At 60.7% G+C, this 13,336-nt stretch carries 13 protein-coding genes; 11 read left to right on the forward strand and 2 right to left on the reverse strand.

The genetic code is table 11. The features are described 5' to 3' along the window. Window positions 1–137: 137 nt before the first annotated feature. Window positions 138–2,333, reverse strand: coding sequence for a transglycosylase domain-containing protein (locus K290_RS0104740; protein ID WP_028750816.1), 2,196 nt, complete (start codon window positions 2,331–2,333; stop codon window positions 138–140). Window positions 2,334–2,497: 164 nt separating this feature from the next. On the opposite strand from K290_RS0104740, the gene K290_RS0104745 reads away from it, so the two are divergent. Continuing rightward, the gene (locus K290_RS0104745; protein WP_028750817.1) at window positions 2,498–2,983 is read left to right on the forward strand and encodes a YcgN family cysteine cluster protein; all 486 of its coding nucleotides are present in this window, start codon (window positions 2,498–2,500) and stop codon (window positions 2,981–2,983) included. Here K290_RS0104745 and K290_RS0104750 read toward each other — a convergent pair. Next, window positions 2,961–3,461 (reverse strand): MmcQ/YjbR family DNA-binding protein, encoded by a 501-nt coding sequence (locus tag K290_RS0104750; protein ID WP_245276471.1) that lies wholly within the window; start codon window positions 3,459–3,461, stop codon window positions 2,961–2,963. The genes K290_RS0104745 and K290_RS0104750 overlap by 23 nt on opposite strands. Between K290_RS0104750 and K290_RS0104755 the strand changes: the two genes are divergently transcribed. From K290_RS0104755 to K290_RS0104800, 10 genes are all read left to right on the forward strand, one after another. After that, complete coding sequence (locus K290_RS0104755) at window positions 3,450–3,758, forward strand: Dabb family protein (protein ID WP_028750819.1); 309 nt, start codon at window positions 3,450–3,452, stop codon at window positions 3,756–3,758. The two genes, K290_RS0104750 and K290_RS0104755, sit on opposite strands and share 12 nt — an antisense overlap. Window positions 3,759–4,280: 522 nt before the next feature. Next, window positions 4,281–4,523 (forward strand): hypothetical protein, encoded by a 243-nt coding sequence (locus K290_RS0104760; RefSeq protein ID WP_028750820.1) that lies wholly within the window; start codon window positions 4,281–4,283, stop codon window positions 4,521–4,523. A gap of 137 nt (window positions 4,524–4,660) precedes the next feature. Next, window positions 4,661–5,332 (forward strand): response regulator transcription factor, encoded by a 672-nt coding sequence (locus tag K290_RS0104765; protein ID WP_028750821.1) that lies wholly within the window; start codon window positions 4,661–4,663, stop codon window positions 5,330–5,332. Further along, on the forward strand, window positions 5,322–6,719 hold the full coding sequence (locus K290_RS0104770; protein WP_028750822.1) for a sensor histidine kinase: 1,398 nt from the start codon (window positions 5,322–5,324) through the stop codon (window positions 6,717–6,719). Before K290_RS0104765 ends, K290_RS0104770 begins: the two co-directional genes overlap by 11 nt. Window positions 6,720–6,810: 91 nt before the next feature. Then, window positions 6,811–7,242 (forward strand): membrane protein, encoded by a 432-nt coding sequence (locus K290_RS0104775; RefSeq protein WP_028750823.1) that lies wholly within the window; start codon window positions 6,811–6,813, stop codon window positions 7,240–7,242. A gap of 96 nt (window positions 7,243–7,338) precedes the next feature. Beyond that, on the forward strand, window positions 7,339–8,493 hold the full coding sequence (gene ccmI / locus K290_RS0104780; protein ID WP_028750824.1) for a c-type cytochrome biogenesis protein CcmI: 1,155 nt from the start codon (window positions 7,339–7,341) through the stop codon (window positions 8,491–8,493). Beyond that, window positions 8,490–8,939 (forward strand): cytochrome c maturation protein CcmE, encoded by a 450-nt coding sequence (gene ccmE / locus K290_RS0104785; protein ID WP_028750825.1) that lies wholly within the window; start codon window positions 8,490–8,492, stop codon window positions 8,937–8,939. The genes ccmI and ccmE overlap by 4 nt, the downstream gene beginning before the upstream one ends. Beyond that, the gene (locus tag K290_RS0104790; RefSeq protein ID WP_028750826.1) at window positions 8,936–10,924 is read left to right on the forward strand and encodes a heme lyase CcmF/NrfE family subunit; all 1,989 of its coding nucleotides are present in this window, start codon (window positions 8,936–8,938) and stop codon (window positions 10,922–10,924) included. Before ccmE ends, K290_RS0104790 begins: the two co-directional genes overlap by 4 nt. A 122-nt stretch (window positions 10,925–11,046) precedes the next feature. Then, a complete protein-coding gene (locus K290_RS0104795) occupies window positions 11,047–11,496 on the forward strand; it encodes a cytochrome c-type biogenesis protein (RefSeq protein WP_028750827.1) in 450 nt (149 codons plus the stop codon). Between the two features lie 175 nt (window positions 11,497–11,671). After that, window positions 11,672–13,219, forward strand: a complete 1,548-nt coding sequence (locus K290_RS0104800; protein WP_028750828.1) for a Do family serine endopeptidase — start codon at window positions 11,672–11,674, stop codon at window positions 13,217–13,219. The last annotated feature ends 117 nt before the right edge of the window (window positions 13,220–13,336 follow it).

Consider the following 13,336-nt stretch of genomic DNA (forward strand, 5'->3'; position numbering starts at 1 on the left):
GTGACCAATCAGAGCGCCGATTTATCCCTGATTCTAACGGGCGGGGGAAGTGCAGGCGGTTGCTTGCCGAACCAAAAGGAGCGGCGGCAACAGGTCGGTTCGGAATTGATGAGCATAAAAGCGCCGACCGGCCAATTTCACTCGGCCGCCGCGACCTTCTGTGCGGCGAGCGGCGCTGCCGCCTTCAGCTTCTCGCCGATATCGCGCAGAATCCTCGTGGAATCCACCGATAGCGAGCGCGGCCGGATGAGCGGGGGCAGAGGGTTGTCGTCGGGTGTCGCAGCTTTCTTGGCGGCCACGGTCTGCGGCTTTTGCACGGGGAAAGGATTGTCGATGCCGGGGATCGGCTTCAACACGATGCCCTGGTGGGCATAGTCCATGATCTTTTTGAAGGTCATGGCCGGCAGCGTACCGCCCGTCATATTGTTGGTCGAGGTATAGTCGTCGTTGCCGAACCAGACAGCGCAGGTGTAGTTGCCGGTAAAGCCGATGAACCAGGCATCGCGATAGGCCTGCGTCGTGCCGGTCTTGCCGCCGACGACGATGCCGTGATCGAGAGCAGCTTTCCGGCCCGTGCCGATAATCGGAATCTGTGTCAGCATCTGGTTCATATACGAAGTGGCTTTTTCGGAGAGCACCCGTTTGGCCGGCGGCTCATCGCGATTGAAATCGTAAAGCACCTTGCCGTCATAGCCCGTGATCTGCGCGATGCCGTGCCGGCGTGACTGCATGCCGTCGGCGGGGAATACGGAATAGGCGGTTGCCTGATCGAGCACGGTCACTTCCGATGTGCCGATCGGAATGGTCTTATCGTTGCGGATCGGGGTTTCCACGCCCAAGTTCTTCGCCATGTCGCGGATCGGCTGGATACCGAATTTCTCCTTGGCGAGGCGCACAGGAATGGTGTTGATCGACTGCGCGATCGCCTGCGTCAGCGTCACCTTGCCCTCATAGCGGTTTTCGTAGTTGTGCGGGCTCCAGTTGCCCCAGGTGATCGGCGCGTCGACGATGGTCGATGTCGGCGTCATGCCGTTCTCCATGGCGACGGAATAGGTATAGATCTTGAAGGACGAGCCTGGCTGGCGCAGCGCCTTTGTCGCCCGGTTGAACTGGCTTTCGCCGTAGTCCCGGCCGCCGACCATGGCACGTACCGCGCCACCGTTTTCGATCATGACGCTCGCGCCCTGGCTGGCGTGATAGCGCTCGCCATATTCCATCAGGCTGGATTCGATCGAATCCTCTGCGGCCTTCTGCAGGCCCATGTCGATGGTCGTGCGGACGATCAGCGAACGCTCGGGGAAGTGGACAGCCAGCCGCTGTACCTCGTCGAAGGCCCAGTCTAGGAAGAAATCCGGGGATTCGATCTGGGCGCGGTCGACGACGGAGGCGGGGTTGCGCCTGGCAGCAATGACTTGCCCCTCGGTCATCAGACCGCTTTGCACGAGATTGGTGAGGACATCATTTGCGCGGGCGCGTGCTGCCGGCAGATTGACATGCGGCGCATATTTCGCCGGTGCCTTGAACAGACCTGCGAGCATCGCCGCCTCGGCCAGATTGACGTCGCTGATGCTCTTGCCGAAATAGAACTGCGCTGCCGCGGCCGCACCGAAGGTTCCGCCGCCCATATAGGTGCGATCGAGATAGAGGCTGAGGATTTGCTTCTTGGAGAGATTGGCCTCCAGCCAGATTGCCAGGAAGGCTTCCTTGATCTTGCGGTCGATCGAGCGCTCGTTGCTGAGGAAGATGTTCTTGGCAAGCTGCTGCGTCAGCGTAGAGCCGCCCTGGACGACGCCGCCAGCCTGCGCATTGACCGTGAGGGCCCGGAACAGGCCGAAGACATCGATGCCGAAATGGTCGAAGAAGCGGCGATCTTCGGTCGCCAGCACCGCCTTGATAAAATAATCCGGCAATTGGTCCACCGGCACCGAATTCTCGTGAATGATGCCGCGATGGCCGATGACATTGCCGTAACGGTCGAGGAAGGTGACGGCGAAGTTGCCGCGGTTGCGCCAGTCCCCTTGCGTGGCTTCGAAAGCCGGCATGGCGAGCATGAGCATGACGATGGAACCGGCGGTGCCGAGCGTCAGCCCCTCGCCAAGCAGTTCGAACAGGATGCGCTTCCAGCCACGGGTGCGAAACCTGCGAAAGAAAATGGTGATGTCTTCCCAGAACTCCGCGAGGCGAAAGCCTGCGTTCCATAGGGTGGAGTCGATCCAGGAGTCGATGCGCAGGAAAAAATGGCGCTTCCGGCGTGGCCGCTGTTCCGCTTGGCCTTCCGGCTGTGCATCGGGCTTGGTCTCTGGCCCGCTTTCTGGGTTGGATGGGTCTTCCACGCTCTACTTCCCGACCACAATGCCGCGCCGCGTATTCCCTTGGAAGACGCGAAGCCTACCTCTCATAGACCGGCCAATTGAATAATTGGTTGATTTAGGGAAAAGAACAAGAGACATGCATGCCGCAGCCCGCATTTCCCTCGCGAGCGGCGAGGACGACGACGATGGACGACATACCTTTCTGGAAAAGCAAGACCCTGACGGAGATGAGCACACCCGAATGGGAGAGCCTCTGTGACGGCTGCGGTCTCTGTTGTCTCAACAAGCTCGAGGAGTGGGATTCGGGCGACGTCTATTTCACCTCGATCCGCTGCAAGTTGATGGATGGCGAAAGCTGTCGCTGCACCAGCTACCCCAACCGCTGGGATTTCGTGCCCGATTGCGTGCAACTGACGCCGGAAAAAGTTCCGGAGCTGGAATGGCTGCCGCCCACCTGCGCCTATCGCCTCGTTAACGAGGGGCGCGACCTCTACTGGTGGCATCCGCTGATTTCAGGCGATCCGGAAACGGTACACATCGCCCGCGTCTCCGCACGCGGTCGCACGGTCAGCGAAAACGATGTCGATCTCGATGATTTCGAGGAATATATCGTCGATTGGCCGTTGACCGTGGAAGACGACATGGAGGCTAGTCCTCCGGCAAAGCCATAGATTTAGGCGCCACATTCCGCCAGCCCTGCCGCACGAGCGCGCGGGTGACATCGTCGTCCAAGATATGATGGAGAAGTCGTGTCCAGCCCTTAAGCCCCCACGCACCCGGCACGGGGAGGATGTGTTCCGATACGGTCGCCAGTACCATCTGCTGCTGGTCTGGCGTCAGCTTGACAACACAAAATTCCGGGCTTGGAAGGGTCAGATAAATTTTGCCGCGAACGCGAAAATCCAGGTTCCCAAAATGCGAACTCTCCACCGTCTCGGGCAGGCTGTGCGCAAAGGAAATCAGGTCGTCGTCGGTCATGCTTGAAAGATTAACATAGAAGCGGAGTGCTCTGTAGCGTCCGCTTCTTTCCGCCTCGTGCGACGAAAGGGCCGTCCCTGCCAGGCCGGCTTCTCGTTGAAATGACCGAATACGCATGGTATCGCCCGGTGCCTTCGCCGCTGCATAGGGAGCCTCCGCGTGATCCGTCATATCGTTTTCTTCACCGTTCCCGATCGCGCCAATCTCGAAACCGTAAAGTCCGGCCTGTCGATCCTGACCGCTATTCCGCACGCGCGCCTGCTGGAGATCGGAACGAATGTGAAGACCGATCAGCTCGGCACCGATATCGACCTCGTGGTCTACGGCGAATTCGACGATGAAGCCGCGTTGGCCGCCTATAAGGCGCATCCGAACTATCAGCTCTCCATCGAGCGCGTCCGCCCGTTGCGCGAAATGCGGATTGCGGCGGATTACGAGAGCGCGACGGCGGTGCGAAAGCCGGTTTAGCAAGATCCTTCGCTGAAATGACGCTTATTCGTTAATCTTTTCAATGGTTTGGACAGTCTCGCGGAATCAAGTTCGCCGCTCGCGGATTCATCGCGCGAAGTTTCTGATTCAACTTTTCACGCCTTGGATTCAATGCTCGAAAACATGGCGCGAAGCGATTCAAAAGACTCAAGAAAATCCCCGTGTTTTACGTGCGCAAAACACTTGAAGGCCAGTTGCATTAGCCAATAAAGCATCGCCGCTCACGGCGAGTTCATGCGTTGATGATAATCAAGATAGATTAAAAATGGCTGACTTTTTCGGTGTACGTCGGAAATCGACACCGTGGATGGTCTTGGCGAGCCGCAGCCGGTCACATCACTGAGGTCGTCGCTATCAGGTCGAATTAGCGCAAGGACTTAGAACGGATGGACGCCGGCTCGCACGTTCTGCGCGTGGAAAATTACGCCCCATTCATTTGCCATTCAGACGCGTTTGGGTAAATATTTGCTCAAGTTAATGTCCCCGTGGGAAGTCTGGAGCATGGCATCATTTCTGAGCATAGCAGCAGCGGCCGCCATCATGGCCGGCTCGGCTGTTCTGCCGACGCCGACCCTGGTGGCGCGTGCGAACAGCGACTGCAGCGAGGCCGCCGCCGAAGTGGTTGCAAAGACAGGGGGGCAGCTCCTTTCCGCACAGCCGTCGGGCGATAGCTGTGTCATCACCGTTCTCGTCCAGGGCAATGGCCAGCGGCCGCGCAAGGTGACCATGAAGGTGCCGATGTAGGTGGAAACACTTTCACGCTGACGCGCAAAGGACTCTCCAACGCTTTGAATTTCAGGCAAAATCTTTAATGGCCGAGTGATTCCACGCGAGCCTCATTTGCAGTACTATTTCTCAAACCGGGGAAATCGGGTCGAAAGATGCGCATTCTTATAGTCGAAGACGATGTCAATTTGAATCGGCAGCTTGCCGAAGCCTTGAAAGAGGCAGGCTATGTGGTCGATACCGCTTTCGACGGCGAAGAGGGGCATTTCCTCGGCGAGACCGAGCCCTATGACGCCATCATTCTTGATATTGGCCTGCCGGAAATGGACGGGATCACCGTGCTGGAAAAATGGCGTGGTGCGGGCCGGGGGATGCCGGTACTGATCCTGACTGCTCGCGATCGCTGGAGCGACAAGGTCGCCGGCATCGATGCAGGCGCCGACGATTATGTCGCCAAGCCTTTTCACGTGGAAGAGGTGCTGGCTCGCATCCGGGCGTTGATCCGCCGTGCCGCCGGTCATTCCTCGTCTGAAATCATCTGCGGCCCGGTCCGTCTCGACACCAAGAGCTCGAAGGCCACCGTCGACGGCAAACCGCTGAAGCTCACCTCGCATGAGTACAGGCTGCTTGCCTATCTCATGCATCACAAGGGTGAGGTCGTTTCGCGCACGGAGCTGGTCGAGCATATGTACGACCAGGATTTCGACCGCGATTCCAACACGATTGAAGTTTTCGTCGGCCGTCTGCGAAAGAAGATGGGCGTCGACCTGATCGAAACAGTACGGGGTCTCGGCTATCGTATCCAAGCGCCGACCAATGCGAATTAAGTCACTTACCGCGCGCGTTCTGCTGTTGACCACACTCTGGTCCGCCGTGGCGTTGGTGGTGATCGGCCTCGTCATTTCCAATATCTATCGCAAGAGCGCCGAACGCGGTTTTCAGGACCTGCTGCGAGCGCAGCTCTATAACGTCATCAACTCCGTGACAATCGGTGACCAGGGCGCGCTGTCGGGCAGTCCGCAGCTCGGCGACCTGCGTTTTGCTCAGCCGAAGACCGGTTGGTACTGGATGGTCGAACCGCTCGGCACCTATACGGCAACGCCGTTGGTTTCCCCCTCGCTCGGCGCTTCGAGCCTGCCCGTTCTTTCGGTGCTTGAAGCGCCATTCGACAAGAATTACGAGCGCTACTACATCGTCACAGACGCCTTCGGAAATCAGGTGCAGGTCGCCGAGACCGAGGTCGTGCTCGATACCGACGGACGCGCCGCGCGCTTCCGCGTCACGGGCAATGTCGCCGTGGTGGAGGATGATGTCCGCAATTTCTCCCATAGCCTCTATTTCGCCCTCGTCGGCTTCGGCGTCGGCAGTCTCGTCGTCAATGCGCTCGCAATTCTCTACGGCTTGATGCCGCTCGATAAGGCACGCGGGGCGCTTGAGCGCATCCGCGCCGGCGAGAGCGAGCGATTGCACGGGGATTTCCCGCGCGAAATCCTGCCGCTCGCCAACGAAGTCAATGCCCTCATCGACAGCAACCGCCGCATTGTGGAGCGGGCCCGCATGCAGGTCGGCAATCTCGCCCATTCGTTGAAGACGCCGATCGCGGTTTTGCTGAACGAGTCCCGCGTGCTGGAACGTTCGCACGGCGATCTCGTCAAGAACCAGGCCGAGGTCATGCAGGGACAGGTGCAATCCTACCTCAACCGTGCCCGCATCGCCGCGCAGCGCGAATCCGTACTTGCCCGTACCGAGGCGGAGCCGGCGCTGGAGCGGCTGGTGCGCGTCATGCGGCGGCTCAATACCGATAAGGAATTCGAGCTTTCCGTTTCGCCGCACCTGTCGCTCGCCATGGAGCAGCAGGATCTGGAGGAAACGGTCGGCAATCTCCTGGAAAATGCCGCACGTTTTGCCGAACACAAGGTGCGCGTCGCCGCCAACGAGGCACCAGCCGAGGTAAAGGGCATCGACCCGGCGCGACGCCACTGGGTGGAGCTGGTGGTCGAGGACGATGGGCCGGGCCTGGAGCCGGATCAGATCCGCGAGGCGATGAAGCGTGGCCGCCGGCTGGACGAAAGCAAGCCGGGCACCGGTCTCGGCCTGTCGATCGTTACCGAGATCACCAACGAATATCAGGGGCGCTTCGAGCTGTCCCGTGGCTCCTGGGGCGGACTGCGCGCCAGCCTAATTCTACCGGGGGTAACAAAGGATGTTGCGTGATGCGCGGCATGATGCCAGAAAGACGCGGTGCGCCATGGTGTTGCCGCATCGCAGTACCTCTAGTTTTACTCGTTGATACTGGTTCGGTTGTATGAAGCTTCGTACTTTTTTCCTTGCTCCGTCCCTTCTTGCCGTCATCGCTCTTTCCGGCTGCTCGACCACGAGCGGCAAAGGCGGCGTCACGGGCTTTCTTTCCTCCTCGAGCAAGCCGGCGGCCTCGGCGCGCTATATCGCGGCCTTGGATGGCGGCATCGTCGGCCGTACCGGCATCAAGCTCAGCGACAATGACAAGCAGCGGGCGTTGGAGGCAGAATATCGAGCCCTGGAAACCGCACCGCTCGGTCAGCCCGTCGCCTGGAGCGGCAAGAACGTCAGCGGCCAGGTCGTGGCCGCCGCTCCCTATCAGGTCGGCTCGCAAAATTGCCGGCAATATACCCATACCATCACGGTCGACGACAAGCCGACCCAGGCGAGGGGCGCTGCCTGCCGCAACGACGATGGCACCTGGACGCCGCTGAACTAAAGTCACCACTCTGGAAATCGCGGCTAAACGCCTCAAATCTTCGTCAGCGGGGCTTTGACAGTTGGAATAAGCGCCCCGTTAAAGTATTGGGCGTCTATGCTGTTCTGGATTCTCGTGGCCGTTCTGACGGCCGTTGTCGGTGCCGTCCTGCTCTATCCCCTTCTGCGTGGAGCAAAGGTGGCCGACGACGGTCGTGCCGGCGAAGCTGCCGTCTATCGCGATCAACTTCGGGAGCTGGACCGCGATCTCGCTGGCGGCCTGATTTCCCCGGAAGAGGCAGGCTACGCCCGCGCCGAAATCGGCCGCCGCCTTCTCGCCGTTTCGAATGCTGAACCGGGTGTCGCGAAAAAGCCCGGGGGCGGCCATTACTTTTCCCAGGCCTTCATTATCGTCCTGCTGCCGATCGTCTGTCTCTGTCTCTATCTCGCCAAGGGTGATCCCGGTCTGCCGTCGCAGCCGCTGCAAGCCCGCCTCGATCATCCCGGCAATGATCTCGCCATCTCGATCGTCAAGGTCGAGCAGCATCTGGCGCAGCATCCGGATGACGGTAAGGGTTGGGAAGTGCTGGCGCCGATCTACCTGAAGACCAACCGCATCGGCGACGCGGAGGTTGCCTACCGCAATGTCATCCGTCTGCTCGGCCCCAATGCGGAACGACTCGGCAACCTGGGTGAAATTCTGATCATGAAGGCCGACGGCGTCGTGACGGCGGAGGCGCGCAGCACATTGCAGCAATCCCTTGCACTTGACGGCGATAATCCCCGTGCGCTCTTCTATCTCGCCCTGGCGCTGGAGCAGGATGGCAAGGCGGCGCAGGCAAAGACTGCCTTTGAGGCACTGGCGAAGCAGTCGCCCGCCGATGCGCCCTGGATGGCTGCCGTCAACGATCATATCGCCAAGAACGGCGGCGGCGTGGCAGATACGACGGCGGCTGGAACGGCAAATGCCAATGCGCCCGGCAACCCGACCGGCGAGCAGGTTGCCGCCGCCGATGCCATGAACAACGGCGATCGTCAGCGGATGATCCGCGGCATGGTCGAAAGCCTCGACGCCAAGCTTAAGGAAGATCCCAGGAATTTCGAAGGATGGATGCGGCTGATCCGATCCTATGCCGTGCTGAATGACAAGGACCGTGCAGTGGATGCATTGAAACGCGGTCTGAAAACATTCCCCGCCGATGGCGGCGAAGGCAAGCAGCTTCTGGCATTGGCAAAGGAGCTCGGATTGCCGACGGAGGTAACGCAGCAGTGACCCGCAAGCAGAAACGTCTGGCCGTCATTGCCGGCGGCATGAGCTTCATCGCCGCCGCGGTGCTGCTGGTCCTCTTCGCCTTCAGCCAGTCCGTTGCTTATTTTTATATGCCGGCCGACCTCGCGAAGAATCCGGTCAGTGCCGGTACGCTGATCCGCCTCGGCGGCCTCGTCGGTCAGGGCAGCCTGGTGCGCGGCCAGGGGACGCAGGTTCAGTTTTCCGTCACCGACGGCACCGATGCGATCAAAGTAAAATATAATGGTATCCTGCCGGATCTCTTCCGCGAGGGGCAGGGCGTGGTCACGGAAGGCAGATTCGAGCCCGGCAGCGACGTCTTTGTTGCCGATAGTGTGCTTGCCAAGCATGACGAGCGCTATATGCCAAAGGAAGTCGCCGACAAGCTGAAGGCGGACGGCGTCTGGAAGGGCGAGGAAGCAAGCCAATGATCATCGAGCTCGGACACTATGCGCTGGTGCTGGCGCTTGCGACCGCGATCATCGTGTCGATCATCCCGGTCGTCGGCGCACGGCGGGGCGAATTGTCGATGATGGCCATCGCGCCGGTCGGCGCCGTCGTCATGTTCGCGCTGGTTGCCTTTTCCTTCGGTGTTTTGACCTACGCCTATGTCGTCTCCGATTTTTCGGTCCTGAACGTCTGGGAGAATTCCCATTCGCTGATGCCGCTAATCTTCAAGATCTCCGGTGTCTGGGGCAATCACGAAGGGTCGATGATGCTCTGGCTGCTGATCCTGGCGCTGTTCAGCGCGATGGTGGCGCTGTTCGGGCGCAATCTGCCGGATACGCTGCGGGCCAATGTGCTGGCAGTGCAGTCTTGGATATCAGCCGCCTTTTTGATTTTCATCCTTCTGACCTCCAACCCGTTTCTCCGTCTCAATCCGGCGCCTGCCGAGGGCAAAGACCTCAATCCGGTGCTGCAGGATATCGGCCTGGCGATCCATCCGCCGCTGCTTTATCTCGGCTATGTCGGCTTCTCGATCTGTTTCTCCTTCGCGGTCGCCGCTTTGCTCGAAGGCCGCATCGATGCCGCCTGGGCGCGATGGGTTCGCCCCTGGACGCTGGCGGCCTGGACCTTTCTGACGCTCGGCATCGCCATGGGTTCCTATTGGGCCTATTACGAACTCGGCTGGGGCGGCTGGTGGTTCTGGGACCCGGTGGAGAACGCCTCCTTCATGCCTTGGCTCGCCGGCACGGCGCTCCTGCATTCCGCTGTTGTCATGGAGAAGCGCGATGCGCTGAAGATCTGGACGGTTCTGCTGGCGATCCTGACATTCTCGTTGTCGCTGCTCGGCACCTTCCTGGTACGCTCCGGCGTGCTCACCTCTGTGCATTCCTTCGCCAGCGATCCGACGCGCGGCATCTTCATTCTCTGCATCCTCCTGATCTTCATCGGCGGCGCCCTGGCGCTCTTTGCACTCCGCGCCCCGCGGCTTGCCGCCGGCGGCCTGTTCGCGCCGATCTCGCGTGAGGGATCATTGGTGCTCAACAACCTCATCCTTACGGTTGCCTGCGGCACGGTGCTGACGGGCACGCTTTATCCGCTGGCGCTGGAAACGCTGACCGGCGACAAGATTTCCGTCGGGCCGCCTTTCTTCAACATGACCTTCGGCCTGCTGATGACGCCGATCCTGATTGCGGTTCCCTTCGGGCCGCTGCTGGCCTGGAAGCGCGGCGATCTGCTCGGCGTGCTGCAGAGGCTATACGTTGCCGCCGGCCTCGCCCTGGTCGCCGGCCTCATCCTGTTCTACCTCCGCCATGGCGGACCGGTGCTTGCCGTTTTCGGCCTGGCCGCCGGTTTCTTCCTGCTCTTCGGCGCACTGACCGATCTCTGGTATCGCGCCGGTGCCGGCAAGGTAGCTGGAGACGTCGCGTGGCGGCGTCTGCTCGGTCTGCCGCGTTCGGCATTCGGAACGGTGCTCGCCCATGCCGGGCTTGGCATCACCGTGCTCGGCGTCGTCGCAGTCTCGACATTTCAATCCGAAAACATCACCGAGATGAAGCCGGGCGGCACGGCCGAACTCGGCGGCTATACACTGCGCTTCGACGGCATTCAGCCGGGCGTCGGCCCGAATTACACCGAGGATCGCGCCAGCTTTACGGTCAGCCGCGGCGGCGTCGCCGTCGCCAATGTCTCGTCCGCCAAGCGTCTCTTCACCGCCGGCCGCACCGCCACCACCGAGGCCGGCATTCTAACTCTCGGCCTCAGCCAGCTTTATGTGTCGCTCGGCGATCCCACCAATGATGGCGGCATGGTCGTGCGCATCTGGTGGAAGCCCTTTATCATCTGCATCTGGGGCGGCGCCATCGTCATGGCGCTGGGCGGTTTCGTCTCCCTCAGCGACCGCCGCCTGCGCATCGGGGCACCGAGCCGCAAGGCAAAGCCGGTCCGTCCGGCGATGGAGCCTGCGGAATGAGGGGGAGGAGCGTTAGTGACACGCGCCTTAAGCGCAAGCGAAGGGCAGCCTTACCATGTAACGCCCCCTCAACCCGCACTGCGCGCGGCCTTCTCCCCGCCGGGGAGAAGGTAAAAGCGCTTATGCGCCTGCTCATCCTCTTCGTCCTCTTGCTAGCTCCGATCCAAGCCTTTGCCGTCAATCCCAATGAGGTGCTGCCCGACAAGACGCTCGAAGCGCGCGCGCGAACGATCTCGGCCGAATTGCGCTGCATGGTCTGTCAGAACCAGTCGATCGACGATTCCAACGCCGATCTCGCCCGCGATCTGCGCCTGCTGGTGCGCAAGCGCCTCGTCAATGGCGATACCGACCAGCAGGTGCTCGACTATATCGTTTCCCGCTATGGCGAGTTCGTGCTGCTCAAGCCGCGGCTCAGTGACAAGACGCTGTTGCTCTGGGGTGCGCCGGCCGCTCTCCTCGTTTTCGGTGGCCTCGCTCTTGTCATCTACGCCCGCCGCCGCGCCGGTAAAGCGACGGGCACGCGGCTGACGGCAGAGGAAGAAGCGCGCCTGAACGAGCTCCTCGGCAAGTGATGTTGCACGACAAGTTGTCTTTACCCCATCGAAAACATTTCGCTACATTACGAATTTTTCATGGGTCGGACAGTTCGCTGTAAGGTCCGAAGGCCTATATCTTTCCCACAACCCATCACCGCCGGTTCTGCCGGTTCAAGAAAAATCGGACGAGAGAAGAAAAGGTAACTCGCATATGTTCAGGAATATCAAGGACACTTTGTCCCGTAGCACTGCTATGAAAGCTTCTGTCGTCGCCGGCCTCGCAGTCGCTGCTCTCGCCACCGGTGTCCCGGCTGAAATCAGCCGTTCCTATGCCGATGCCGTCAATGTCCAGGCTCCGCAGGTTCCGAGCTTCGCCAATGTCGTCGACGCCGTATCCCCGGCAGTCGTTTCCGTTCGCGTCGAATCCCGCGTCAATCCGGTCGCCGATGAAGACGATTCCTTCGGCCTCGGCCGCGGCTTCGACGAACTTCCGGACGATCATCCTCTGAAGAAGTTCTTCAAGCAGTTCGAACAGCAGCAGGGACATAACCAGGGCCAGCAGAAGGGCCAGCCGGATAACAAGGGCCGCCTGCGCCCCGTTGCCCAGGGCTCCGGCTTCTTCATTTCCGAAGACGGCTATCTCGTCACCAACAATCACGTCGTTTCCGATGGTGCGGCCTTCGTCGTCGTCCTCAATGACGGCACCGAACTCGACGCCAAGCTGATCGGCAAAGACCCCCGCACCGATCTTGCCGTGCTGAAGGTCGATGGCAAGGGCAAGAAATTCACCTATGTCAATTGGGCGGATGACGACAAGGTTCGCGTCGGCGACTGGGTCGTTGCCGTCGGCAATCCCTTCGGCCTTGGCGGCACGGTCACCGCCGGCATCGTCTCGGCTCGTGGTCGTGATATCGGCTCCGGTCCCTATGACGACTTCATCCAGGTCGACGCAGCCGTGAACCGCGGAAACTCCGGCGGGCCGACCTTCAACCTCAGCGGCCAGGTTGTCGGCATCAACACCGCCATCTTCTCGCCGTCGGGCGGCAGCGTCGGTATCGCCTTCGCAATCCCCGCCGATACTGCCAAGAACGTCGTCACCGATCTGATCAAGACCGGTACCGTGTCGCGCGGCTGGCTCGGCGTGCAGATCCAGCCGGTGACCAAGGATATCGCCGAATCGCTCGGCCTGTCCGAGCCGAGCGGCGCGCTCGTCGTCTCCCCGCAGGATGGCTCTCCGGGCCAGAAGGCAGGCATCAAGAACGGCGACGTCGTGACCGCTGTCAACGGCGATCCGGTTAAGGACCCGCGCGATCTCGCCCGTCGTATCGGTGCGATGCAGCCGGGCTCCAAGGTCGATGTCTCGCTGTGGCGTAGTGGTAAGGCTCAGTCGGTCACCGTCGAACTCGGCACGCTTCCAGCCGACCAGAACCAGGCTTCGAACGACGATAACTCGCAGCCACCCCAGCAGCAGCAGCCGTCCTCGGAAAAGGCACTTGCCGAGCTTGGCCTCACCGTCGGTCCTTCCGATGACGGCAAGGGTGTCGCGATCACGGGTGTCGATCCGGACTCCGATGCCGCCGACAAAGGCGTGAAGGAAGGCGAGAAGATCACTTCGGTCAACAACCAGCAGATCTCCAATGCCGGTGACATCGCCAAGGTTATCGACCAGGCGAAGAAGGACGGCCGCACCCGTGCGCTGTTCCAGATACAGTCCAAGGACGGCAGCCGCTTCGTCGCTCTGCCGATCACCGCGGGCTGATCTTCGGCCAATTGAGTGCATTGGGAGCCGCGCAGGCCACGGCTTGCGCGGCTCCTTTGTTTCCAGGGCATGGTCGTCAAACATGCGCGATGCGCGAGACCATGGCTTATCGACGAA

Source organism: Rhizobium leucaenae USDA 9039 (assembly GCF_000426285.1).
Taxonomy (GTDB): Bacteria; Pseudomonadota; Alphaproteobacteria; order Rhizobiales; family Rhizobiaceae; genus Rhizobium; species Rhizobium leucaenae.